We start from the raw sequence: 24,424 nt of genomic DNA, 5'->3' as shown, positions 1-24,424 counted from the left end.
ATCAACTCCCCCTCTTTTATCTTATGCAGCCATTTATTTTTGTGGTAAGACAAATTCGCGCGATAAGGCGTCTAGCTTTTTGCCGTTTACCTCATATACAGTTAACTTCACCACTTCTTTACGCAACTCTACAATCACATAGGTTTTTTCGAAACGTTCCCGCGGAAGACGAATGCTCCCGGGATTCAGAAATAAGATACCGTTCATCAGCTCTGCACCCAAAACATGCGAATGCCCGAAGCAGACAAGATCGGCTTGAAGCTCTTGTGCCCGGTAATTCAGGTTCATAAGGGAAGTTTTGACGGAATGGTTATGTCCATGGGTCACAAAAATCTTTCTGCCTCCAACTTCTTCGACAGTATCGAGTGGAAATCTCGTATCAAAATCGCAATTCCCCCTTACTGTGACAAACTCGGACATAGCATGATGATCGGCCATCAATTGCGAGTCGCCGCAGTGAATCATCAGCTCCGTTTCTTTCCGATGCCTTTCCTTTATGACCCCAAGTTCATGGGTTAAACCGTGGCTGTCGCTGACAATTAATACTTTGCTCAAGGCCGGACAGCTCCTTCAAGAATTGCATCAAGCATGCGATCCAATTGTTTTAATGCATTGGCACGGTGGCTGATTTTGTTTTTCTCTTCGGCTGACAGTTCTGCCATCGAACCATTTTTCTCCGGAATAAAAAAGATCGGATCATAGCCAAATCCGTTCGTTCCTTTGCGAGTTTCCAATATGCGGCCTTCACATGTTCCCGACACCGTTACCGTTTCCTTGCCTGGAATGGCAATAGCCAAAGCACAATAAAATCTTGCCGTCCGCTGTTCTGCCGGTACCCCTGTTAACTCTTGCAATACCTTTCTGATGTTAGCTTCATCATTTTTTTCTTCGCCAGCATATCTTGCCGAAAAAATCCCAGGGCGTCCATCGAGGGCATCAACGATCAAGCCGGAATCATCGCTAATGGCCATTTTCCCCAAAAACAGCGAAACTTTCTCTGCTTTTAAAATTGCATTTTCTGCAAACGTTTGACCCGTCTCTTCGATATCGGGGATGTCGGGATAGTCCTGCAGTGTTTTTACAACAATGCCTCTTGATAAAAACATTTCTGTAAATTCTTTCGCTTTACCGGGATTCTTTGTTGCAATGATAACTTCCTTCAACAATTTCACGATACCTCCCAGCTACTTTTTTCGTTTTTCGATCTTTTTTGCGATTTCTTCCCCAAGCGCACTTGTTTGATATTCGAAAAGATCCATTAGGCCCTGTTGTCCCGCCATAAGCAGATCTTGAAGCTGCTGATACGAAAAAGTAGCTTCTTCGCCAGTGCCTTGCAATTCTACAAATTCACCGCTGCCGGTCATCACGATATTCATATCGACTTTCGCCTTCGAATCCTCTGTATAATTTAAATCTAACACTGTTTCATCATTTTCTAAAATCCCGACACTTGTAGCTGCTAAAAAATCAGTTATTGGAAAGCGGGGTAGTGCCTTTTTCTCCGCCAAGCTGTTTAACGCAAAGGACATAGCGACAAATGCGCCAGTGATCGACGCCGTCCTTGTGCCGCCGTCAGCCTGAATAACATCACAGTCAATCCAGACCGTTCGTTCACCAATCACCTGAAGATCAACAATGGACCGTAAAGCTCTGCCGATTAAGCGCTGAATCTCCATCGTCCGGCCGGTTACTTTCCCTTTTGATGATTCGCGAATGTTTCGTGCTTCAGTTGCCCTTGGCAACATTGAATACTCAGCGGTAATCCAGCCTTTTCCTCCGCCGCGCAAAAATGGAGGAACCCGTTCTTCGATACTGGCTGTGCATATCACTTTCGTGTCTCCCACAGAAATAAGCACAGATCCTTCGGGATGTTTTAAGTAATTGGTTTCAATATGTACGGGCCTTAATTGCAATCGTTCTCTGCCATCTGCTCGCAACAATCCTTCCTCCCATTCATCAACAATCTTCAATCTTTGGAATCAACAAGCCATTGTACATGAAAGAAGAGGCGGCTTTAAAGCCAACCTCTTTTATTGCCTCTATATAGTATAACAAAAATCTTTTTTTAGAAACTACCTGTGTTCACTTTTTCAGGACGAGTTACTGGAGCCGTTAATTTTTTTCCATCTTCTTTTACCAACTCGGCTTTCCCTTTCACTAAAACAGAAACTTCCTTAATTCCCTTCTGCTCCGTCAATGACAGAACAAGTTCATCCAACAAGTGCTGAGAGATCACTTTTTCTTTAAAACTGCCGTAGACAGAATCATTAAAATTCAATGTCACTTTACCATTCTCGACTTTCGGCGTTTCAAGCAGCTTTACTTTTGGCATAAAATCAGAAACAAGATTGGAAGATTGATTTGGACCTTTCACCAATTCGTCAACAGCCGCAACCACATTGTCTTTCACACTATTGCTTACCCTCCGCGTTACCGGTACATAGTAATAGGATCCTTCTTCGCCGCCGATATAATAAACCGTTACCGGTTTTGTATTGGTAATATCCAATACGTCAGAAGTATCTATGTTTATTCCGCTTGCTCTTGAAAGATTTTCACTGATAGGTGTCCCCTTGACAGGCATCTTATCAAGCGGTTTCCCATTCATCGCCAGCTTCACGCTTTTAACTGTGTCAAACTGCGTTAATGTCCATGTAACAGCTTGAAGAATTTTGCTTTCATCAGCTACCTGATAATTTTTAAATTCTTTTGAAAAATCAACGGATGCGACGCCGTCTTTAATATCAACAGACATTTGCGTTCCAGCTGGAAGTACCGCTCTAAAGCCATTTGGCAAGAGCTGTGAAACCGGCCCATCCGCTACTAAATATTCTAGTGCCTGCTTTGCAATCGACGTTGTTTTCGGCATTGCGATCGTTTGCGGAACGACATAGCCGTTTTTATCAATTAAATATAACTCTGTTTTAATCGTTTCCTTTGCTTTCGCTTCTGTTGCAGTTGCACCCTTGGTTGATTGTTTGGCAGTTGTTGCTGCCGGGTTATTTGCTTTGGAGATCGTCACATCTTTTGGCGGATCAATTTTTTTTGCTGTTTCCGTACCAAAGAGAGAACAGCCGGATAAAAGCAGTGTAGAAGCAAAAACAGCCGAAACAAAAATCGTTGCCGTTTTATTTTTAATCATACAAATCCCTCCCAAGACAGTTTGTACTACAATATATACGAGCATATTTTGAATTTAGACCGTTTTGGGAAAAAATATGGACAAAAAAAACTCCTTTTTTATGATAAGGAGCTTTTATATCTGCTAGAATCTTTTCCATTTTACGTTTTCTATTGGCATACCAAGCCATTCGGAGGCAATTTTTGAAAAAATTGCCTTTGATCCTGATGTATAAAAGACATGGACAGGCTCATCCTCACTTGTACTTAGCATCCCATTATATTGCAAAATCGCACTGATTTCTCTTGCTGTTTCGTCTCCAGAGCTGATCACGTTCACGCTCGGCCCCATATATTGTTTAATCAACGGCTCGAGCAACGGGTAATGTGTACAACCCAAAATAAGGGTATCCAAATTTTGACCGATTAACGGATTTAATGATTCTTCGACAATCTTTTGTGCAACCGGTCCTGAATACTCGCCGCTTTCTACGAGCGGTACAAATTTTGGACAGGCGAGGCTTGTGACAAATAAGCGGCTGTTTAGCGCTTTTAATGCTTTTTCATACGCTCCGCTCTTCACTGTTCCTTCTGTACCAATAATCCCCACCCGATAGTTCTTTGTTTTTTTAATAGCTGCCCGGGCTCCCGGATAAATCACACCCAATACCGGGATGCGAAGTTCCCTTTGAATTTCCTCTAGGGCAGCAGCAGTTGCTGTGTTGCAGGCAATGACAAGCATTTTTATTTTTTTTTGCAATAAAAACTGCGTCATTTCCCAAGTGAATTTCTTAACTTCCCTGCTCGTTCTTGGTCCGTATGGGCATCTGGCCGTATCGCCAAAATAAATAATTTCTTCATTTGGAAGCTGTCTCATGATTTCCTTGGCGACGGTCAGCCCCCCTACACCAGAGTCAATCACACCAATCGGTTGTTTCAAACTTCTCCCCTCAATCTTCGCGCATTTCTTGATGCAATTTCACTAAATTGCTTTGAAGCAACTGTATTTCTTCATCTGAAAAGTTTTTCAGCACTTCTTGCAAATAAATTTGCCGTTTTTTAATCACTTCTTGAATAATTCTCTCGCCTTCTTCCAATAAATGAATTCTGACAACACGACGATCCTGACTGTCCTTTACCCGGATGACGAGCTGGTTTTTCTCCATTCGATCCACGAGATCGGTTGTTGTGCTGCAGGCCAAATACATTTTATTGGAAAGATCCCCGATCGTCATATCGCCATACTCGTAAAGCCATTGCAAGGCAACAAATTGCGGAGGGGTAATCGTATAATTGCTTAACAGTTCTCTTCCTTTTTGCTTAATAATTCCGGCTATGTAACGCAATTCTTTTTCAATAAGAGACACACGGTCAACATGATTTTCAATTGTATTTTCGAGTTCCATTACCCACAGCTCCCCTAAAGATTTCGGAGTCTGTTCCGACTGCCGAAAACAGCTTGTTCAACCAAAGTCTTGATCTTATTTTCTACCTTTCCTATAAAAATTTCAAGGTTGGAGTTTTCCTATAAAAATATGAACCGGCCTCCCATAAGGATGCCGGTCATATTTAAAGTTCTAGCTCTCCCATTCGAAGGAGCTCTACAACTGCTTGTGAACGCCCCTTAACACCAAGCTTTTGCATGGCATTTGAAATATGATTCCGAACCGTCTTTTCGCTTATAAATAATTCACCAGCGATTTCTTTTGTTGTTTTGTCTTGTACTAACAGTTCGAATACTTCTTTTTCTCGTTTGGTGAGTAACGGCTTGTGAGTATATTCATTCTCCTTCAAGTATTGTAACCCTCCTTGCCTTCGCCAGTATGAACCGTGGGGTGGGTATATATTTAGTCACCATATCATATGTGAAAAAAACTTTTCGAGTGACTGGAATACCTTGAGAGTGAATGAATTTTTGTAAAAAATGTGCGTTTGCGTATCCAAAGATGGATTACCTTTAAGAAGGATGTTGATTTCCGCTACATGATGCTCACTTTCCGTGAAGCAGAAATCAAAAGTCAACATAAAGTATCACCGATTAGAAATAAATTCCTTGTGTTTGTATTTTTTATGTCATGAATTCAGGGATACGATTAATGACCATGTATAGCAGGAATGCCTATAGGAACATGAAAAGCGTGTGGAGAGGATGATGCGCCAAAACTAACTGTCGTCTTTGGTTGCTGGTACCCCCCATATGGGTGAAAGCTGCTTGGTAAATATGGATTGTAATGTCCATAAGCCAAGAATGGGGTTACAGCAGGAAAAAAGGAATAAGGGTAATAACGAAAAAACATTTTTTCCACCTCGTTCTAAATAAAATTCATCATATAGTATGACAGACGATTTGTCTTAGGAACTCAGCATTCGAATTCGATTTGAGGCTATGCCACTACATAAAAAAATGAACGACAATATGGGTAAGTGCATAGATTATTTTATGAATTGGCTTAATTTTAAGAAAAGAGTGTTGCATATGCCAGCAATTATTGGTGGCCCGATTCAAATCAATATTGTCAGTGGAAACGGAATTGTTGAATTTGGGGATAGCTTGTTTGTTTCACCGAAGATCGCATCGAAAACGCCCGCAGGTTCAGGGGGATTCAACACAGGAATTTACAACATAACGAATAATGGAATAAGCGGCACCAATTACATTGATCCCGATGCAATTGATCAGCCAATGTGCGGAAATAACTAAAAAGCAGGAAAAAATCCTGCTTAATTAGCCGGGGACGCGTAAACAATATATCTTTTGGGCGCATTTCCAATATACCCAAATGGATAGCACGTTGTTAAAATTAGCTCTTCTTTCGTTTTTTGCAGCGTGATAATGCTCCTATCATCCGAGTTGACGATTTTTGTATTTGTGATTTTATACGTTTGGCTGCCGGTTTTTGCTTTTACATTTAAAGGATCTCCGATTTTTAATTCTCCTAATTTGCGAAAAACAGTATCCCGATGACCGGATAAAACGATTTGACCTTTTTCTGTGGGCAGGGACGATCCTTTAAAATGGCCGACACCTTTTGCAAGGTCATCCGGATCGGTCCCTTCTACAATCGGCAACACAGCTTTTATTTTCGGTATGTCTAAAAGGCCGATGGCATCCCCGACAGCAGGCGGCTTGCTTTCAGCAATGCTTTCTTTTTGTACGGGATTTGGCTGCGCTTGGATTACAGCTTTCGCTTTTTTCAACGCTTCTCCTGTTTGCAGCTTCCCATTAACAAGCTGCCAACCGCCGATACCCACTAAAACCACTCCTGCTAAAACAAACAAAACGGGAATCCAATTTTTTCGTCTCATAAACCGTCCTCTTTTAACCAGTCTTTTCATACAGTATACCAAACGAACATTTTCCGGAGCAAAAATTTTTAAGACACAAAAAGCCTCTTTATGAAAAAGAGGCTTTAAATTTAGTTTAAATATGGTCGCTGCCAAAAAAGTTTTTAAAGGATTGGATCACCGTATCACGATTCAATGCAGCAATTGACGTCGTCAACGGGATACCTTTTGGACAAGACTGAACACAGTTTTGCGAATTGCCACAGCCGGCTAGACCGCCTTCTCCCATTATCGCTTCCAGCCGTTCTGCTTTATTCATCGCACCAGTTGGATGGGCATTGAATAACCGAACCTGTGAAAGCGGCTGTGGTCCGATAAAGTTTGATTTGCTGTTGACATTTGGGCATGCTTCAAGACAGACACCGCAAGTCATGCATTTTGAAAGCTCATAAGCCCATTGCCGTTTCGTTTCCGGCATCCGGGGACCAGGACCCAAATCATATGTTCCATCTATCGGAATCCAGGCTTTCACTTTCTTTAATGAATCAAACATTCGGCTGCGGTCAACCTGAAGGTCACGGACAACTGGGAATGTCCGCATCGGCTCCAAGCGGATTGGCTGCTCCAATTTATCGACTAGTGCCGTACAAGACTGCCGTGGCTTTCCATTAATAACCATAGAACATGCGCCGCAAACCTCCTCCAGGCAGTTCATCTCCCAAACAATCGGTGTCGTTTCTTGGCCTTTTGTATTGACCGGATTTCTGCGAATCTCCATTAAAGCAGAAATAACATTCATATTCGGCCGATATGGAAGCTCAAATTCCTCCTCATAAGAAGGAGAATCTGGATTATCTTGCCGGGCTATAATAAATTTTACTGTTTTCGTTTCAGACATACAATCTACTCCCCTTACATATTAAAATAATCCCAAACCCGAGCTCGTATTTGGAAACCTTTCGTAATCAAACACTGAAGGTTTCATTAATGAGCTTTCGAGTAATCGCGCACTCGAGGCTTAATCAATGAGATATCGACATCTTCATAATGAAAAGCTGGAGCAGATTTCGCATCAACAAACTTTGCCATTGTCGTTTTTAGCCATTCTTCATCATTACGGTTAGGGAAATCAGGTTTGTAGTGAGCACCGCGGCTTTCATTTCGGTTATATGCACCTAATGTAATCACCCGGGCAAGCTGCAGCATGTTTTGCAATTGTCTTGTAAAGGCCGCACCCTGGTTGCTCCATTTCGATGTATCATTGATATTAATCTTTTGATAACGCTCCAATAGTTCCTGAATTTTCTCGTCTGTACGCAAAAGCTTGTCATTGTAACGCACAACCGTTACATTTGCTGTCATCCATTCCCCTAGTTCTTTATGAAGAACGTATGCATTTTCAGTACCATCCAACGACATAATCGAATTCCACTTTTCCTCTTGTTCTTTGACATAGCGGTCAAAGACTGTTGAAGATACAGCATCCGAACTTTTCTCAAGACCATTGATATAGTTGACTGCGTTTGGACCGGCAACCATACCGCCGTATATAGCAGATAACAGCGAGTTGGCACCTAACCGGTTAGCTCCGTGCTGCGAAAAATCGCATTCACCCGCAGCAAATAGCCCAGGTATATTCGTCATTTGATCATAATCAACCCACATGCCGCCCATTGAATAGTGAACAGCAGGGAAAATTTTCATCGGAACTTTATGCGGATCTTCGCCGGTAAACTTTTCATAAATTTCGATGATTCCGCCAAGTTTTACATCCAATTCATGTGGATCTTTATGGGAAAGGTCGAGATAGACCATGTTTTCTCCATTGATGCCAAGTTTTAAGTCATTGCAGACATGGAAAATTTCCCTCGTTGCAATATCACGAGGTACAAGATTGCCATATGCAGGGTATTTTTCCTCTAGGAAATACCATGGCTTACCATCCTTATATGTCCATACACGGCCGCCTTCGCCACGTGCGGATTCACTCATTAAGCGAAGCTTGTCATCCCCCGGAATAGCGGTTGGATGAATTTGGATGAACTCTCCATTTGCATAATAAACACCTTGCTGATAAAGGATGGAGGCTGCTGAACCTGTGTTAATGACAGAATTTGTTGATTTTCCAAAAATAATCCCCGGTCCGCCAGTTGCCATAATTACCGCATCAGCAGCAAATGACTTGATTTCCATTGTTTTTAAATTTTGGGCAACAATCCCACGGCATACCCCATCGTCATCGATTACCGCACCAAGAAATTCCCATCCCTCATATTTCGTTACAAGTCCAGCTACTTCCTGGCGGCGAACTTGTTCATCCAATGCATATAGCAATTGCTGCCCTGTTGTCGCACCGGCAAATGCCGTACGGTGATGCTGTGTACCGCCAAAGCGGCGAAAGTCTAATAATCCTTCCGGCGTACGGTTAAACATTACACCCATCCGGTCAAATAAGTGAATAATGCCAGGAGCGGCTTCACACATAGCCTTGACAGGAGGCTGATTCGCTAAAAAATCCCCGCCGTAAATCGTGTCATCAAAATGAATCCAAGGAGAATCTCCTTCGCCTTTTGTATTTACTGCTCCATTAATACCACCTTGGGCACAAACAGAGTGAGAACGTTTTACCGGTACAAGCGAAAATAACTCAACCGGTACCCCGTGTTCTGTAATTTTAACTGTTGCCATCAAGCCGGCTAAACCGCCGCCGACGACAATCACCTTACCTTTACTCATCGTGACTCACTCCTTAAATCATTAATCCTTCCATGATTAACTTCCTGGCTAATCAGAATTTATATCCATAAATAAATTCTGAAGCATACATTGAAACTGCGACTCTGTCTTCGTCCTTAGGGACTCGGCAGTCGGCGGGTTTTCATTTATCTATCAAACAAAAGCAAGCAAATCTCGAATTCCAATAATTGCAAGCAGAACAAAAATCACCATTGTGACATATGTAGAAATTCTTTGCGAACGAGGAGAAACGGTAATCCCCCAACTCACAGCAAATGACCATAATCCGTTTGAAAAATGAAAAATTGTCGATAATACGCCAATAAGATAGAACCAGAACATAAATGGCGATGATAAGATATTGGCCATCATTTGAAAATTAAGTGCTGTCCCTAGCGCATAAGCAATCCTTGTTTCCCAAACATGCCACGCAACGAAGATCAGGGTGATAACCCCAGTAATGCGCTGCAGCAAAAACATCCAGTTGCGAAAATAGCCTAATCGTCCATTGTTAGGAGCGGCAGTAAAAGCAATATAAAGGCCATAAATTGCATGATATAACAGCGGCAGGAAAATCAACACAATTTCTAGAATGATCAGAAATGGAAGACCTTCCATAAAGCCGATTGCACTGTTAAAAGATGACTCTCCCCTTGTAGCAAAATAATTGACTGTGAGATGCACGATAAGGAATAATCCGACTGGAATAACTCCGAATAATGAGTGCAGTCTGCGGTGAACATACTCCCGATTACTTGCCATATTTTTACCCCCTTTAGATTTTCATGATGAAAAGATTTCACCTTTTTCCCTATGGGAAAAGTAAAATCTATCATCATAGTAAATTGTAAAGCCTTCTTTTTAACAATTATGTGACAAGTTCATTTTACTCCCATCACCTTGGAGCGTCAAGAAACCGTATACACAAATATTTTATAAACATAAAATTTTTTAAATATATTGATAAGATGTTGTCACACTACAGCAAGAGTCTTGATTTGATAAGCAAATCTTCCCTTTAGAAGCCATAATTTACCGCCAATTTTTTTGGTAAAAAGGGAATCATAGTAAATAGCGGATTGTAATGGATTTATATTAAAATAACAAATTCTTCGGATTTAAAACTCTATTTTTTTCTAAAAATAGATTGTATATAATAGTATGATAGAAAGAGGGGAGACCATGAAAGAACAAATGCCAGCTGAACTAGCTCATACAACTGAACCGGAAAATATGACTGTTTTCGGTTACGAACTTTTAAGGGAGTTTCTGATCCCTGAACTATTAGGGAAAGATACTCCGGAAATTTTATATTGGGCTGGAAAAAAGCTCGCCAGAAACTATCCTGTTGAAACCAAGGAAGACCTTATTGATTTTTTTGTGCAAGCCTCATGGGGAGACCTTGTCATTAAAAGCGAAACAAAGGATGAATTAGAATTCGAGTTGACAAGCCCATTGATGGTATCCCGTGTAAAAACAAAAGCTGAACATTTTTTCCAGCTTGAAGCCGGTTTTTTAGCCCAACAAATTGAACATCAAAAGGGTGTAGTTGCAGAGGCTTTTGAACACCCTGTTAAAAAGGCGCAAAAAGTTCAGTTTACCGTAAAATGGGATCGAAAAGACAGCATCCTGTAGGCTTATTAAAACCATTCCATTGCGGAAAAAGCTTTCATTGGAATGTCCAGTGAAAGCTTTTTCGCGCCTATTTTATTTTATTGCTGGGCCGCCCCTAACTCAAAGGCATCGTGAAGTGATTGAACCGCCTTTAACATATCCTTTTCCTTTACAACAGCCGAAACCTTAATTTCCGATGTACTCACCATTTTTATATCAATCTGGTTGGATGCCAGTACTTCAAACATTCTAGCTGCTACGCCTGGATTGGAAATCATGCCTGAACCAACAATGGATACTTTTGAAAGTTGATTTTCCGCTTCGATTTTTTCATATTTCAGCAGCTCTTTGTTGCTTTCCAATACATCCAGTGTTTCCAGCAAGTCGGCTGTTTTAATGGAGAACGACAGATTGGTTGTATCGGAATCCGTTTTGCTTTGAATGATAATATCAACGTTAATATGATGCTGAGCGAGAGTCGTAAAGATGGTCGAAAGATTCGTTAAGGAATCGGCAAGACCTAAAAGCGTTACTCTTGTAATTTCATCTTCAAATGCGACACCGCGGACAACCAAATTTTGTTCCATTTTTGCTTCCTCCTCTATCACTGTACCTTCCATTTTTTCCATACTCGAACGTACTTCAAGCCGTATGTGATAATTCTTGGCAAATTCGACTGCTCTTGGATGCAAAACACCAGCACCCAAATTGGCCAGTTCAAGCATTTCGTCATAAGAAATATCCGCAAGTTTGCGGGCACTTTTCACATATCTCGGGTCGGTCGTATAAACGCCGGTAACATCTGTGTAGATATCGCATTTATCTGCCTTCAGAGCGGCAGCTAATGCGACAGCCGTTGTATCGGATCCGCCCCGGCCAAGAGTGGTAATTTGACCATCCTCTGTAACTCCCTGGAAACCTGCTACGATCACGACTTTCCCATTAGCGAGCTGTTTATTAATTGCTTCAGGGTTGATTTTTTTTATCCGGGCGTTTCCGTGAACCGGCTCTGTCATGATTCCTGCCTGCCAGCCTGTGAATGATACGGCATCCAATCCTTTTTCCGCTAATGCCATTGCAAGCAAGGCAATGGTTGTTTGTTCGCCTGTCGTCAAAAGCATATCCATTTCGCGCTTGCTTGGCTGTGAAGAAATTTCCTTTGCCAAGTTTACAAGCTGATCTGTCGTTTTTCCCATTGCCGAGACAACCACGACAACATCATTTCCTTGTTGTTTTTCACTTTGCACGCGATCGGCGACATTTAAAATTCTTTCCACATTTCCGACGGATGTTCCCCCGAATTTCTGTACAATTAAACCCACAATGACCCCTTCTTTCAAATTTTAAAATTGCGGCAGCACTTTTCCCATTCTTTTGCAAAATAAAAAGCAATGAGAACGGCATCCCATTGCTTTGAACACGAAGTAATCCAACGTATACAATGTGAGATAGCTCTCCAAGACGGCCGCCTTGACAATCCAGTATTTATTCAACACAGGACCAGCAAAGAATGAAAATTGAGTCAATCTTTGCTTCGGCGAACATCCCCTTTCACCACCCGTCTTTGAAGCTCATTCTTCTCGGGATTGCTACTATTGAAGTTCGCACCTCTACCTTCACTTTAATACTATAAAGTGATAGTAATATAAAGTTTATCTCATTATAGCATAAGGTCGTTTCTCTGACAATCAGGAATCATGAAGTTTTTGAATTAGTTTCTCTGCTACGTCAGCCGGCAGTCCAAGCGACCGGAACTGTTCAACTGTAGCTTCTTTCATTTTTTTCACAGAGCCAAAGGTTTTTAACAATAATTTTTTTCGTTTTTCCCCGATACCGTCAATATCATCAAGCATTGATTGAAATGCATTTTTCCCGCGAATTTGCCGGTGAAACGTAATGGCAAAACGATGAACCTCGTCTTGAATTCGCTGGAGCAAATAAAATTCCTGGCTGTTCCTTGCCAATGGAACAACTTCCAATGGATTGCCATAAAGCAGCTGGGACGTTCGATGCTTCTCATCCTTAGCAAGCCCGGAGAGCGGGATATCAAGACCAAGCTCATTTTCCAATATATCACGAACTGCTTCGATATGCCCTTTTCCCCCATCAATGATAATTAAATCAGGAAGTGGGAGTCCTTCTTTTAATACCCGAGAATATCTTCTTCTAACAACTTCGCGCATGGACTCATAATCATCAGGTCCTTCAACTGTCTTAATTTTATATTTGCGATATTCCTTCTTGTTTGCCTTTCCATCTAGAAAAACAACGACAGCAGACACTGGGGAAGTTCCTTGAATATTGGAGTTGTCAAAAGCCTCTATTCGGTGCGGTGTATAAATCCCCATCGCCTTTCCAAGGTTCTCAACCGCCTTAATCGTCCGTTCCTCATCTCTTTCAATCAGCGAAAATTTCTCGTTTAAGGCAATTTGCGCATTTTTTACAGCCAGCTTAACAAGATCTTTCTTTTGCCCTCGCTGGGGTTTGATCACTTTCACGTGAAGCAGCTGCTCCGCGACATCGCTTTCAACCGTTTCCTGAACCAAGATTTCCTTTGGTTTAAAATGATTGGCTTTTTCATAAAATTGTCCCAGATAGGAAAGCATTTCTTCCTCCGGTTCACCGTAGATCGGAAACATCGAAACATCCCGTTCAATTAATTTTCCTTGGCGGACAAAAAAGACTTGAACACACATCCATCCCTTATCAACAGCATATCCAAACACATCGCGATCAGTAAAATCGGTCGTTGTCATTTTTTGTTTTTCCATTGTCGTTTCAATATGGGCAATTTTGTCACGATATTCTTTTGCCCGTTCAAAGTCCAGCTCCTCAGCCGCAAGAAGCATTTTTTCCGACAGTTCTTTTTTTATCTCCTTGTAACCGCCATTTAAAAATCGGGTAATCTCATCCGTTATTTGTTTGTACTGTTCTTCGGAAACCTCATTGACACATGGTGCAAGGCACTGTCCTAAATGGTAATACAAACAGACCCGATCAGGCAGGGTTGAACATTTTCTTAATGGATAAATGCGGTCAAGCAGTTTTTTCGTTTCATTGGCCGCTTGAACATTGGGATAAGGGCCAAAATATTTCCCTTTGTCTTTTTTGACTTTCCGGGTGATGATCAGTTTCGGATGTCTTTCAGCTGTCAGCTTAATAAAGGGATAGCTTTTATCATCCTTCAGCATAATATTATACTTCGGATCATGTTTTTTGATTAAATTGATTTCAAGCAGCAATGCTTCAATATTGGAGGATGTAACAATATATTCAAAGTCTTCAATTTCATTTACCAGTCTTAGCGTTTTGCCATCATGGGATCCGGAAAAGTACGAGCGAACGCGATTTTTTAATACTTTTGCTTTCCCAACATAAATAATGGTTCCTTGTCGGTCTTTCATTAAATAGCAGCCAGGCTGATCAGGCAGCAGTGCAAGTTTTTGTTTGATTATTGGATTTATGCCGGCCACCTCTTTTACCATTTTTGATCATTGCATATGTGTATGATTCTGTTAAAATTTTAAAACATCGTTCGTAAAAAGAAAAGAAAAATCAATGGGGAAGTTGATCAAAAAGAAAACCTTAGCCAAGGTGTCGGCTAAGGTTTTTTATGCTTACAGGTTGCGTTCAATCACGCTCTTTAGTGCTTCTTTTGGCTGGAATCCAATTACTTTATCTACCACTTCACCATTTTTGAAAAGAAGCAAAGTAGGTATGCTCATGACACCAAAACGTGCAGCCGTTTCCTGGTTTTCGTCAACGTCAAGCTTCACAATTTTTACTTGATTGCCCATTTCAGCATCAATTTCTTCTAATACAGGTGCAATCATTTTACATGGTCCGCACCATGGTGCCCAAAAATCACAAAGAACTAAACCTGAGCTTGTTTCTGCAGAAAAAGTTTGATCGGTTACATGTGAAATAGCCATTTTGAAAAATCCTCCTAAAAAATACTCATATACTACGGTCAGTATATCATCGTTTCATCTTACATGCTAATAATTTGATTCCCTCGTTACTTTACCCTTTTTTCGTGAAAGTATGTCGTCTGGCAAAAAACAAGAAGAGCAGCTCCAACCGCTGCTCTTCTGCGTCGTTATGAATGAACTTTCAGCTTTTTAAATTCTTCTGTCAGCATTGGAACGACTTCAAAGAGGTCGCCAACAATGCCATAATCGGCTACTTTAAAAATATTTGCTTCTGGATCCTTGTTAATGGCAACAATTACTTTTGAGTTGGACATTCCTGCTAAATGCTGAATAGCTCCGGAAATTCCGCAGGCTATGTACAGATCCGGCGTTACCACTTTTCCCGTCTGACCGATTTGCAAGGAATAGTCGCAATAATCTGCATCACACGCCCCGCGTGAGGCACCAACTGCACCGCCAAGAACGTTTGCTAGTTCCTGTAATGGTTCAAAGCCTTCCTTGCTTTTAACACCGCGTCCGCCAGAAACGACAACTTTCGCTTCGGATAAATCAACCCCTTGGCTCGCTTTGCGGACAACTTCCTTTATAATTGTCCGAAGATCTTTTATTTGAACAGCTAGTGATGAAACATCTCCGCCTCTGGATTCATCTTTTTCAAGTGGTGCAATATTATTTGGACGAATCGTTGCAAAAATCAATTTATCTGTTGCCATTTTCTTTTCAAACGCTTTGCCCGAGTAGATCGGTCTTGTGAAAAGAATGTTTCCACCAGCCGCTTCAACACCAGTTGCATCGGATATCAAGCCTGAATCAAGCTTTGCAGCTACTTTTGGTGCGAGATCTTTTCCAAGGGCAGTATGTCCTAAAACGATTCCTTCCGGTTGTTCTTGCTCCACTACAGCTAGCAATGCCTGAGAAAAGCCATCCGGCGTGTACTGCTTCAAATTTGCTTCTTCAACAACAATCACGCGGTCTGCGCCATGATGAATAAACGATTCAGCTAAAGCGCTTACAGAATCACCGACTAAAACCCCGACCACTTCGCCGCCTTCTGCCACGGTTTTCGCTGCAGCAACTGCCTCAAAAGAAACATTCCGCAATGCGCCATCTCGAACTTCACCTAATACCACTACTTTTCTAGCCATTCAAATCCCTCCTGAATCAATTTTTCCGTTTCTTAAATCACTTTTGCTTCCGAGTGCAGCAGCTGAACAAGCTCTTGTACTTGATCACTCAGCTCGCCGGAAAGAACTTTTCCTGCTTCTTTTTTTGGCGGAAGATAGATTTCAATTGTTTTTGTTTTCGCTTCGACATCCCCTTCCTCGAGATCCAGATCATCCAACTCCAATTCCTCAAGCGGTTTCTTCTTCGCTTTCATAATCCCTGGAAGCGATGGATAGCGAGGCTCGTTTAAACCTTGTTGTGCAGTTACTAAAAGTGGAAGAGTTGCTTCAATGATTTCGGCGTCGCCTTCGACATCCCGGGTAACGGTTGCTTTTCCGCTATCGATCTCAAGCTTCGTGATTGTGGTCACGTAAGGGATATCAAGCAATTCAGCCACACGCGGTCCAACCTGGCCTGATCCTCCATCAATTGCAACATTTCCGCCAATAATTAAATCGACATTCTTGTCTTTTAAGTACTGTGCAAGAATTTTTGCGGTTGTATATTGATCGCCTTCTTCAATATCGTCTTCCGTATTAATCAAAACGGCTTTGTCAGCGCCCATTGCTAGAGCCGTCCGCAATTGTTTCTCCACTTCCTCATTTCCGACGGAGATAACCGTTACTTCACCGCCATGCGCGTCACGCACCTGGATCGCTTCCTCAATGGCATATTCATCATAAGGATTGATGATAAACTCTGCTCCATCCTCATTGATTTTACCGCCGGAAATCGTAATTTTCTCTTCCGTATCAAACGTTCTTTTCATTAATACATAAATGTTCATGGTTTCCCTCCTATTATTCAAAGATTGTTTTAGTTCTAAAGATTTCAAAAAATGTAGGTAAAAAAATTTTGATGCGACCTATTCACCCTTGAAATTTGGTTCCCGCTTTTCAATAAAGGCTCGAATTCCTTCTTTGGCATCATTGGACATGAAAACTTCCCCAAATAGTTCAGCCTCTTTTTTGATCCCTTCATAAAACTCTTTTGTTTTGGTAAAATTTAATAACGCTATTGCTGCTTTTAACGATCCAGGACTTTTTTTGGCAATCTTTTGCGCCAGTTGTTTTGCCTTATCCAGCAATTCGCTTTCCGGATAAGCATGGTTGGCTAAACCATATTTTTCTGCTTCAAGTCCGGTAATTGGCTCAGAAGTGAACATCATTTCAGCTGCTCTTGCCATCCCAACATATTTAGCTAAGCGTTGCGTGCCGCCATATCCCGGGACAAGTCCAAGTTGAAGCTCCGGCAAACCGAGTTTTGCCGTCTCGCTTACAAGCCGAATATGGCATGCCATTGCCAACTCAAGTCCACCACCAAGTGCCGCGCCATGAATGGCTGCAATAACTGGTTTCGGACATCGCTCAATCCGTTCAAACAATTCCTGTCCCCGGCCTGAGAACCGATCGGATGCTGAGATGGTTGTGAATTCTTTAATATCGGCTCCTGCTGAGAAAAATCTTCCTTCCCCATGAATAACAAGAACTTTGACTTCCTTGCTTGGCTCAATTTCATCTAGAACCTCGGAGAGCTCCTGCAGCAGCCCTTTTGACAAGGCATTCGCCGGCGGCCGATTCAATGTGATAACAGCAACACCGTCTTCAACAGACCATGATAAAAATTCCAAAGCAATCCCCCCTTGATTGTGTTTTTCACTTCCTGCACCCATTTATTAGTAGATGATGAACTTTTCCTGCCAATGCATTTAGATCGTACTTTTCCTCGTTCATGACCCATGATGTTGCGGTTTCATCAATGGTTCCAAAAATCATTTGCCGGGCAAGCCTGATATCCAGCTCACTTGAGAATTCGCCGTTTTCAATTCCTTCGAGTAAAATCTTATCGATTACTTTCAGGTATCGTTTTAAAATGTTATTGATCTGCAAGCGAATTTCCTTATTGGACTGCCGTAGCTCAAGCTGAGTAACGACTGCCAAGTGATGGTCATCGGAAAGCAATCGAAAATGGGCAGTGATCATCATTAATAACTTCTCTACTGCCGATTCTTTTCCTGCAATCAATTGATCAATTTTTTCGATAAAATTCCCCATTTTTTCTTCAAAAAGAGAGATCAATATATCTTCTTTATTTTTAAAATATAAATAAATTGTTCCGTCAGCAACGCCAGCTTGCTTAGCAATTTTGGAAACCTGTGCCTGATGAAAGCCATTTTCTGCAATGACCACAACAGCTGCATCAATTATTTGCATGTATTTTGGTCTGTTTTTTTTCAATTCTATCCCTCTTTTGAAAAATTTAATGGAATGGATGAATGAATAATCATTCATAATTTTATGATAATAAGCAAAACAAGTTCTGTCAAGAAATTCTCGTTTCCTTCCTTGGTTTTAATAGACAAGATGAAAGAAAAAAACAAGCGTCATTACGCCTGCTTTTCCGATTGCCCGTTATTCTTTTTTGCTTCCTCCTCAACAAGTGCCCTTCTCAATATTTTTCCAACGGCTGTCTTTGGCAAATCTTTTCGAAATTCGTAGACTCTAGGCACTTTATAGGCAGCCAAGTATTTTCTTGCATACTGATTCAGCTCGTCTTCTGTCACCTTGGCACCGTCTTTTAAAACAATGTACACCTTTACGGTTTCCCCGCGGTATGGATCGGGGATCCCGGCAGCAACAACCTCCAGGATATCAGGGTGTTCATAAAAAACCTCTTCAATTTCGCGGGGATAAATATTAAAGCCTCCGGCAATGATCATATCTTTTTTACGGTCAACAACGTAAAAATATCCTTGTTCATCCATATAGCCAAGATCCCCTGTCAAAAGCCAGCCTTCTTTTAACGTTTGTGCCGTTTCTTCTGGACGATTCCAATATCCTTTCATCACTTGTGGGCCTTTTACGGCGATTTCCCCAATTTCTCCAGTTGGAAGCGGCTCGCCCGTTTCCAATGACAAAATGGCTGCATCGGTGTCAGGCCATGGAACTCCGATACTGCCTTTTACCCGCGGGCGATCCCAAAGGAAATTCGCATGGGTGACAGGCGATGATTCGGTTAGTCCATAGCCTTCAACAAGCTTCCCTCCTGTAATTTCTTCAAATTTTTGCTGGACTTCAACAGGCAGCGGGGCTGAACCACTGATGCAAGAATCAATCGATGATAGATTGTATTTGTTTAAATCGGGATGGTTCAATAATCCAATATAGATAGTTGGGGCACCGGGAAAAAGCGTTGGCCGCTGTTTTTGAATGGTTTTTAACGTTGTTTCGGTATCAAATTTCGGCAGTAGCACCATTTTATAAGCCTGCATAACGGAAAGAATCATCACCGTCGTCATGCCATACACATGAAAGAAAGGCAGAATACCTAGGACTGTTTCCTCACCAGGTTTACACTTATAAAGCCAAGCTTGGCACATCGATGCATTTGCGACAAGATTTTTGTGCGTCAGCATCACACCTTTTGGAAATCCAGTTGTTCCGCCAGTGTATTGAATCAATGCAAGATCTTCCTCAAAATCAAAGGCAGGGACGTTTACACTTCCGTTGGGCTGTTTTAAAATTTCCTTCCATAAATGGGTTCGTCCCCCATGCTTCACGTGAACAACCATCCCGTATTGCTTTTTCTGGATGGTAGGATAGAGTAAGTTTTTGGGGAATGGCAAATAATCTTTGATAGCGGTTACAATAATATGCTGCAAATCCGTTTGCGGCATAACTTTTGAAACCCGGGGATAGAGAACGTCAAGTGTTATGATCGCCTTTGCACCGGAATCATTCATCTGATAAAGCAATTCGCGCTCCATGTAAAGTGGGTTCGTTTGGACAACAGTACCGCCTGCGAGCAAAACACCGAAGTAGCCAATAACCGACTGCGGCGTATTAGGAAGCATGATCGCAACGCGGTCACCCCTGGCAATACCAATATTCTGCAGATAACGGGCAAGCGTAAGTGCTTCTTCATATACCTTTTTGTAGGTAAAATCTTTTCCCAAAAAGTGAATCGCCGTTTTATGTGGATAGTTTTCGGCTGCATCAAGTAAATATTGCTGAACGGGTGCGATGCGATACTGAAGAGTTGCTGGAATTTCTTTTGGATAGAGATCGAGCCATGGTCTAAAATCGGACATTGCAATCCCCCTTATTCATCCGTTGTTTGAAAATTCTAACACATATATATCATTATAGCAGAAGCAGCCTAAAAAAAATACCACTGTCCAACGACAGTGGCGGCTGTTTCAGGAAAAAAATAGGATATAAACCACCCCGATCAGCACAAATAGACCGCATAGCACAAGCAGAATTTTTGCTAACCTCTCCATTTTCGTTCTCCCCTTTGGATAACCTTTCCGAACTATAGCGGCTCTCCTGAAATCCCGAACACTTATTTAAATTCAATTACCGTAACGCCTGTTCCGCCTTCACTTGCTTCCCCAAAACGAATTTTCTTAACCGCCCGATGATTTTTCAAATACTCTTGAACCCCTTGTCTTAGCGCGCCTGTCCCTTTGCCATGGATGATCGACACCCGGGGGTAGTTGGCTAACAGCGCATCATCGATGTATTTTTCTACCTTCATTAACGCGTCCTCATACCGCTCACCGCGCAAATCCAGTTCCAGTTTCACATCGGCGTCCCTGCCTCTAACAAGCGCAAGCGGTTTTGTTTCCTGCTGTTTCGGACTGCCTACATATTCCATGTCCTTTTCCTTGACCTTCATTTTTAAAATCCCAATCTGCACTTGCCATTCGGTATCCGACACTTTCTCAACAAGGATCCCTTTTTGGTCAAACGTTAAAACTTTTACCTCATCGCCAGGCTTGAGCACATGTATTTTTTCTTTCTTTTTTAACTGTTTTTGCGTTCTGTCAAGCTTTGGTACAGCTTCATCAAGCCGCTTCCTCGCATCTATTAGCTCATGCTCCTTTACTTCCGCCTGTTTTTCAATCCGCATGCGCCGCAATTCACGAATCACTTTCTCGGCTTCCTCTTTTGATTGTTCAACCACTTCTTCCGCTTTGCGGGCTGCTTTTTCATACATTCCATCTCTTTGTTCATAAAACTCGATCATCTGTTGTTGGAGATCGTGATGAAGTTTTTCCGCCTGGCGCAAATAATCGCGGGCCTCTTCCCGTTCTGTTTCGGCAAGCCGTTTGCTTTCTTCAAGCGATGCAATCATTTGATCAATTTGATTGGAATCAGCACTCACATGGGAGCGTGCTCTTTCAATCACCTTCTCATTCAGTCCAAGCCGTTTTGAAATTTCAAAGGCATTGCTTCTTCCCGGAACCCCCAAAAGGAGCTTGTAAGTTGGACTTAAGGTCTCAACATCAAATTCGACGCTTGCATTCATAACCCCTTTTCGGTTATAACCATATGCTTTTAATTCAGGATAATGGGTTGTCGCAATCACGCGAGCACCGCGCTGATGAACCTCATCCAATATCGAGATCGCAAGGGCGGCACCCTCCTGGGGATCCGTCCCCGCCCCAAGCTCATCGAACAGAACAAGGCTGTTTTCATCAACTGTCTTCAAAATATCCACAATGTTTACCATATGGGATGAAAACGTACTCAAGCTTTGTTCAATCGATTGCTCATCACCAATATCAGCATAGACGGCATCAAATACAGCCAGTTCCGAGCCGTCCAGCGCCGGAATCTGCAAACCGGACTGTGCCATTAATGTACATAAGCCGACCGTTTTCAATGTTACCGTTTTTCCCCCGGTGTTCGGGCCTGTTATCACAATGGCTGTATAATCCTTGCCAATCATGATATCATTTGCGACCACTTCATCAATTGGAATCAGCGGGTGGCGTGCTTTATGCAATACAATCCGTCCACGATCGTTCATGATCGGCATTGACCCTTTGATCTTTCTGCCGTAGCTTGCTTTTGCAAAAAGAAAATCAAGATCTGCAAGAATGTCGACAATGAGCCTTAATTCTTGCTCATGTTCGGCAGTCTTGGCTGACAGTTCACTTAAAATTCTCTCGATCTCCTGCTGCTCTTTTACACGAATATCTTGAAGCTGATTGTTTAACTGGACAATAGCCTGCGGCTCGATAAATAAAGTTTGACCAGATGAACTTTGATCGTGAATAATCCCGCCGTAATGCCCGCGGTACTCTTGTTTGACGGGAATGACAAAGCGGTCATTTCGAATCGTAACAATCGTATCGGATAACATTTTTTGCGCATTGGACGAGCGGATCATGCTCTCCAATTTTTCCCGGACACGCGCTTCATTTGCTCTTAGCTGGTGCCGGAGAGTGCGCAACTGGGCGCTTGCCCCGTCCAGTACCTCACCGCTTTCATCGATCGCATACTTAATTGCCTGTTCGAGATTGGTTAGCGGAACAATTTGCTCCGCCTTCTCTGCCATGATCGGAATGACTACGTTTTCTTCGGTCAAGCCTTCAATAAAATGCTTCATCTGCCGGCTTACATGAATCGTACTTGCAATTTGAACGAGCTCAATTGGGCTTAAGCTGCCGCCGATCACGGCCCGTTTTATATGGGCGCGAATATCATAAATGCCAGTGAGCGGCACATTTCCTTTTAATCGTAAAACACCTGCCGCTTCATCTGTTTCTGCTTGCAGTTTTACCACTTCGGCAAAATCGGTTGAAGGGGCAAGCGCTGTAATTTTTTCCTTGCCAAGTGAAGAAGACGCATATTCGAGCAACTGTTCTTTTACCTTATCAAATTCCAACACTTTCAGTGCTTTTGGCTGCATTGGAGTAAATCCTCCTTCTGTCTATCGCTTTCGGTTATCCAAAAATTTCAACAAATCTTCGGGTTCGAGTGTATTTAAGACGCTTGATTTGCGAATCCATCCCTTTTTCGCGGCTGCGACCCCCACTTCCATATGGGCAAGCGTCGCGATTTTATGGGCATCGGTATTAATAAAAATTTTCACCCCGGCCTCTTGAGCCTTTTTCAACTGTTCCGCACAAAGATCAAGCCGATTGGGATTTGCGTTTAATTCGAGAGCTGTATTCGTTTCACGTGCCAGTTCAATTACCAAATCAAGATCCACATCGTAGCCATCCCTCCGCCCAATTAAGCGGCCCGTCGGATGGGCGATCAGATCCACATGAACATTCTTTAACGCCGTCTGCAGCCGTGCCATGATTTGGTTTCTTGGCTGTGAAAAAGCTGAATGAATCGAGGCGATGACAAAATCCAATTCCTTTAAAAGTTCATCTTCATAATCCAGCGTTCCATCTGGAAGAATATCCATTTCCACTCCGGACAGAATCAGAATATCATCGTATTTTTCATTTAATCGTTTAATCTCTTCCCGCTGTTTCAGCAGCCGCTCAGGCGTTAAGCCGTTTGCCACTTTCAGATAGTGTGAATGGTCGGTTATGGCCATATAGCGATAGCCTTTTCTGCGGCAGGCTTCGACCATTTCTTCAATTGTATGGGCTCCATCGCTCCACGTCGTATGCATGTGCAAGTCGCCTTTTATATCGTCCAGACAAACCAGTTCATCGACGTTTGCAGCCTCATCTACCTCCTTGCCATCCTCCCTAATTTCCGGAGGAAGCCACGGGAGACCAAAATGCTGATAAAACTCTTTTTCGGATGAAAAAGTCAAGATTTTCCCTGTTCCCACGTCTTCGACACCATATTCACTGATTTTTTCGCCGCGCTCTTTTGCCAACTGCCGCATCCGGACATTGTGCTCTTTCGAACCGGTGAAATGGTGGAGCGCTGTTGCAAACTCAACGGGTTTTACCAGCCGAAAATCAATCGAAAGATCATAGTGATAATCGAGGATAAGGGAAACCTTTGTTTCTCCTGCCCCCGTTATTTCTTTAATGTTGGGAAGCTCTAGCAATTGTTCTCGTACGGTGTAAGGGTGCTGCGTTGCAATGATAAAATCCAGATCTTTGATTGTCTCCCGCATGCGCCGCAAACTACCTGCCCGGGAAAACTTTTCAATGTCAGTCATTTGAGAAAGCTGCGCTTCGATTTGATCTGCAATCGGCAGCATCAAAGCAAGCGGGAGCCGCTCCGGGCGATTGCCTGCTTTCAAAATGGAGCTTAAGATCTTCTCCTCGGTTTTTTTGCCAAAGCCTGTTAACGCTTGAACCTTTCCCTTGCGACAGGCTTCTTCCAAATCATGTACATCCTCTATTCCCAATTCCTGATAGAGCTTGGCAATTTTCTTTCCACCAAGTCCAGGAAGCTGCAAAAGCGGGATAAGCCCTGCTGGTACCTGCTCCTTCAATTCAGTTAAAACGGTAGATGATGCGGTTTGTTTATATTCTTCAATAACGGATGCTGTTCCTTTGCCGATCCCGGAAATTTTCGTAAAATCTTCTATTTCTGCTAAACTGCGATCGTCCAATTCCAAGGCACTGGCTGCCTTTCGAAATGCAGACACTTTGAACGGATTTTCGCCCTTCAGCTCCAAATAAACCGCGATTGTCTCTAAATGGCGAATGACATCTTTTTTGTTTATTTCCATCCGCTTCACCATCCTTTTCATTTAGCTTTTCCCCTTTTGAACCGGAACTTGTGAAAAAAGAAGCAGCCGAAACAATGGCATACTTTTTTAGAAAAAGAGCTTGCGTAAAATCATAGAAAAACTTCCCT

The 24,424-nt window shown here is 42.4% G+C and carries 23 protein-coding genes and 1 riboswitch; of the genes, 2 read left to right on the top strand and 21 right to left on the bottom strand.

Annotation, left to right across the window (positions count from 1 at the left end; all coding sequences use genetic code 11):
• Window positions 1-33: 33 nt before the first annotated feature.
• The 7 genes from ACQYAD_RS15615 to ACQYAD_RS15585 all read right to left on the bottom strand — a co-directional run bounded on the left by ACQYAD_RS15615 (window position 34) and on the right by ACQYAD_RS15585 (window position 4,914).
• Window positions 34-555, bottom strand: a complete 522-nt coding sequence (locus ACQYAD_RS15615) for a metallophosphoesterase (RefSeq protein WP_430239556.1) — start codon at window positions 553-555, stop codon at window positions 34-36.
• Window positions 552-1,163, bottom strand: coding sequence for an XTP/dITP diphosphatase (locus ACQYAD_RS15610; protein WP_430240005.1), 612 nt, complete (start codon window positions 1,161-1,163; stop codon window positions 552-554). Before ACQYAD_RS15610 ends, ACQYAD_RS15615 begins: the two co-directional genes overlap by 4 nt.
• Window positions 1,164-1,184: 21 nt before the next feature.
• Entirely contained in the window at window positions 1,185-1,937 is a 753-nt protein-coding gene (gene rph, locus ACQYAD_RS15605) for a ribonuclease PH (protein ID WP_430240004.1), read from the bottom strand.
• A 128-nt stretch (window positions 1,938-2,065) separates the two neighbouring features.
• The gene (locus ACQYAD_RS15600) at window positions 2,066-3,142 is read right to left on the bottom strand and encodes a GerMN domain-containing protein (protein ID WP_430239555.1); all 1,077 of its coding nucleotides are present in this window, start codon (window positions 3,140-3,142) and stop codon (window positions 2,066-2,068) included.
• A 123-nt stretch (window positions 3,143-3,265) separates the two neighbouring features.
• Window positions 3,266-4,060: a glutamate racemase gene (racE, locus tag ACQYAD_RS15595; RefSeq protein WP_430239554.1), complete on the bottom strand. Its 795-nt coding sequence runs from the start codon at window positions 4,058-4,060 to the stop codon at window positions 3,266-3,268.
• Between the two features lie 10 nt (window positions 4,061-4,070).
• A complete protein-coding gene (locus ACQYAD_RS15590; RefSeq protein WP_430239553.1) occupies window positions 4,071-4,526 on the bottom strand; it encodes a MarR family winged helix-turn-helix transcriptional regulator in 456 nt (151 codons plus the stop codon).
• 163 nt (window positions 4,527-4,689) lie between these two features.
• Window positions 4,690-4,914: a helix-turn-helix domain-containing protein gene (locus ACQYAD_RS15585; RefSeq protein WP_430239552.1), complete on the bottom strand. Its 225-nt coding sequence runs from the start codon at window positions 4,912-4,914 to the stop codon at window positions 4,690-4,692.
• A 682-nt stretch (window positions 4,915-5,596) separates the two neighbouring features.
• Between ACQYAD_RS15585 and ACQYAD_RS15580 the strand changes: the two genes are divergently transcribed.
• The gene (locus ACQYAD_RS15580) at window positions 5,597-5,821 is read left to right on the top strand and encodes a spore germination protein (RefSeq protein WP_430239551.1); all 225 of its coding nucleotides are present in this window, start codon (window positions 5,597-5,599) and stop codon (window positions 5,819-5,821) included.
• A gap of 20 nt (window positions 5,822-5,841) precedes the next feature.
• Here the strand turns inward: ACQYAD_RS15580 and ACQYAD_RS15575 are convergent, their stop codons facing one another.
• The 4 genes from ACQYAD_RS15575 to ACQYAD_RS15560 all read right to left on the bottom strand — a co-directional run bounded on the left by ACQYAD_RS15575 (window position 5,842) and on the right by ACQYAD_RS15560 (window position 9,903).
• Window positions 5,842-6,426 (bottom strand): class D sortase, encoded by a 585-nt coding sequence (locus ACQYAD_RS15575; RefSeq protein ID WP_430239550.1) that lies wholly within the window; start codon window positions 6,424-6,426, stop codon window positions 5,842-5,844.
• 115 nt (window positions 6,427-6,541) lie between these two features.
• Window positions 6,542-7,303, bottom strand: coding sequence for a succinate dehydrogenase iron-sulfur subunit (gene sdhB, locus ACQYAD_RS15570; RefSeq protein ID WP_430239549.1), 762 nt, complete (start codon window positions 7,301-7,303; stop codon window positions 6,542-6,544).
• A gap of 86 nt (window positions 7,304-7,389) precedes the next feature.
• Window positions 7,390-9,141, bottom strand: coding sequence for a succinate dehydrogenase flavoprotein subunit (gene sdhA / locus ACQYAD_RS15565; RefSeq protein ID WP_430239547.1), 1,752 nt, complete (start codon window positions 9,139-9,141; stop codon window positions 7,390-7,392).
• 153 nt (window positions 9,142-9,294) lie between these two features.
• Complete coding sequence (locus tag ACQYAD_RS15560) at window positions 9,295-9,903, bottom strand: succinate dehydrogenase cytochrome b558 subunit (RefSeq protein WP_430239545.1); 609 nt, start codon at window positions 9,901-9,903, stop codon at window positions 9,295-9,297.
• 420 nt (window positions 9,904-10,323) lie between these two features.
• Here ACQYAD_RS15560 and ACQYAD_RS15555 point away from each other — a divergent pair, with 420 nt between their 5' ends.
• Window positions 10,324-10,776 (top strand): YslB family protein, encoded by a 453-nt coding sequence (locus tag ACQYAD_RS15555; RefSeq protein ID WP_430239544.1) that lies wholly within the window; start codon window positions 10,324-10,326, stop codon window positions 10,774-10,776.
• Window positions 10,777-10,853: 77 nt separating this feature from the next.
• Here ACQYAD_RS15555 and ACQYAD_RS15550 read toward each other — a convergent pair whose 3' ends face one another.
• The 10 genes from ACQYAD_RS15550 to polX form a co-directional block, all read right to left on the bottom strand.
• On the bottom strand, window positions 10,854-12,077 hold the full coding sequence (locus ACQYAD_RS15550) for an aspartate kinase (RefSeq protein WP_430239543.1): 1,224 nt from the start codon (window positions 12,075-12,077) through the stop codon (window positions 10,854-10,856).
• A gap of 119 nt (window positions 12,078-12,196) precedes the next feature.
• Window positions 12,197-12,376, bottom strand: a riboswitch (Lysine riboswitch).
• A 67-nt stretch (window positions 12,377-12,443) separates the two neighbouring features.
• Window positions 12,444-14,240, bottom strand: coding sequence for an excinuclease ABC subunit UvrC (gene uvrC, locus ACQYAD_RS15545; protein ID WP_430239541.1), 1,797 nt, complete (start codon window positions 14,238-14,240; stop codon window positions 12,444-12,446).
• A 132-nt stretch (window positions 14,241-14,372) separates the two neighbouring features.
• Entirely contained in the window at window positions 14,373-14,687 is a 315-nt protein-coding gene (gene trxA / locus ACQYAD_RS15540) for a thioredoxin (RefSeq protein WP_430239540.1), read from the bottom strand.
• Window positions 14,688-14,854: 167 nt separating this feature from the next.
• Window positions 14,855-15,832, bottom strand: a complete 978-nt coding sequence (locus tag ACQYAD_RS15535) for an electron transfer flavoprotein subunit alpha/FixB family protein (RefSeq protein WP_430239538.1) — start codon at window positions 15,830-15,832, stop codon at window positions 14,855-14,857.
• 32 nt (window positions 15,833-15,864) lie between these two features.
• The gene (locus tag ACQYAD_RS15530; protein WP_430239536.1) at window positions 15,865-16,638 is read right to left on the bottom strand and encodes an electron transfer flavoprotein subunit beta/FixA family protein; all 774 of its coding nucleotides are present in this window, start codon (window positions 16,636-16,638) and stop codon (window positions 15,865-15,867) included.
• 78 nt (window positions 16,639-16,716) lie between these two features.
• Window positions 16,717-17,481, bottom strand: a complete 765-nt coding sequence (locus ACQYAD_RS15525; RefSeq protein ID WP_430239534.1) for an enoyl-CoA hydratase — start codon at window positions 17,479-17,481, stop codon at window positions 16,717-16,719.
• Window positions 17,482-17,506: 25 nt separating this feature from the next.
• The gene (locus ACQYAD_RS15520; protein WP_430239533.1) at window positions 17,507-18,088 is read right to left on the bottom strand and encodes a TetR/AcrR family transcriptional regulator; all 582 of its coding nucleotides are present in this window, start codon (window positions 18,086-18,088) and stop codon (window positions 17,507-17,509) included.
• Between the two features lie 149 nt (window positions 18,089-18,237).
• On the bottom strand, window positions 18,238-19,941 hold the full coding sequence (locus ACQYAD_RS15515; protein WP_430239531.1) for an AMP-binding protein: 1,704 nt from the start codon (window positions 19,939-19,941) through the stop codon (window positions 18,238-18,240).
• A 254-nt stretch (window positions 19,942-20,195) separates the two neighbouring features.
• On the bottom strand, window positions 20,196-22,553 hold the full coding sequence (locus tag ACQYAD_RS15510; protein WP_430239529.1) for an endonuclease MutS2: 2,358 nt from the start codon (window positions 22,551-22,553) through the stop codon (window positions 20,196-20,198).
• A 21-nt stretch (window positions 22,554-22,574) separates the two neighbouring features.
• On the bottom strand, window positions 22,575-24,296 hold the full coding sequence (gene polX / locus ACQYAD_RS15505; protein WP_430240003.1) for a DNA polymerase/3'-5' exonuclease PolX: 1,722 nt from the start codon (window positions 24,294-24,296) through the stop codon (window positions 22,575-22,577).
• Between the last annotated feature and the right edge of the window lie 128 nt (window positions 24,297-24,424).

Source organism: Neobacillus sp. SM06, from assembly GCF_050496765.1.
In the GTDB taxonomy this organism is placed as follows: Bacteria; Bacillota; Bacilli; order Bacillales; family Cytobacillaceae; genus JAEVLT01.
The sequence above is the reverse complement of the archived record's forward strand: the minus strand, read 5'-3'. Positions and strand labels throughout refer to the sequence as shown.

Bases quoted from the DNA above. Each gene is read 5' to 3' on its own strand.
- ACQYAD_RS15555 (WP_430239544.1), top strand. From the start codon at position 10,324: ATGAAAGAACAAATGCCAGCTGAACTAGCTCATACAACTGAACCGGAA.
- ACQYAD_RS15535 (WP_430239538.1), bottom strand. From the start codon at position 15,832: ATGGCTAGAAAAGTAGTGGTATTAGGTGAAGTTCGAGATGGCGCATTG.
- polX (WP_430240003.1), bottom strand. From the start codon at position 24,296: ATGGAAATAAACAAAAAAGATGTCATTCGCCATTTAGAGACAATCGCG.
- ACQYAD_RS15530 (WP_430239536.1), bottom strand. From the start codon at position 16,638: ATGAACATTTATGTATTAATGAAAAGAACGTTTGATACGGAAGAGAAA.
- ACQYAD_RS15575 (WP_430239550.1), bottom strand. From the start codon at position 6,426: ATGAGACGAAAAAATTGGATTCCCGTTTTGTTTGTTTTAGCAGGAGTG.
- uvrC (WP_430239541.1), bottom strand. From the start codon at position 14,240: ATGGTAAAAGAGGTGGCCGGCATAAATCCAATAATCAAACAAAAACTT.
- ACQYAD_RS15560 (WP_430239545.1), bottom strand. From the start codon at position 9,903: ATGGCAAGTAATCGGGAGTATGTTCACCGCAGACTGCACTCATTATTC.
- trxA (WP_430239540.1), bottom strand. From the start codon at position 14,687: ATGGCTATTTCACATGTAACCGATCAAACTTTTTCTGCAGAAACAAGC.
- sdhA (WP_430239547.1), bottom strand. From the start codon at position 9,141: ATGAGTAAAGGTAAGGTGATTGTCGTCGGCGGCGGTTTAGCCGGCTTG.
- sdhB (WP_430239549.1), bottom strand. From the start codon at position 7,303: ATGTCTGAAACGAAAACAGTAAAATTTATTATAGCCCGGCAAGATAAT.
- ACQYAD_RS15600 (WP_430239555.1), bottom strand. From the start codon at position 3,142: ATGATTAAAAATAAAACGGCAACGATTTTTGTTTCGGCTGTTTTTGCT.
- ACQYAD_RS15590 (WP_430239553.1), bottom strand. From the start codon at position 4,526: ATGGAACTCGAAAATACAATTGAAAATCATGTTGACCGTGTGTCTCTT.
- ACQYAD_RS15580 (WP_430239551.1), top strand. From the start codon at position 5,597: ATGCCAGCAATTATTGGTGGCCCGATTCAAATCAATATTGTCAGTGGA.
- ACQYAD_RS15515 (WP_430239531.1), bottom strand. From the start codon at position 19,941: ATGTCCGATTTTAGACCATGGCTCGATCTCTATCCAAAAGAAATTCCA.
- ACQYAD_RS15510 (WP_430239529.1), bottom strand. From the start codon at position 22,553: ATGCAGCCAAAAGCACTGAAAGTGTTGGAATTTGATAAGGTAAAAGAA.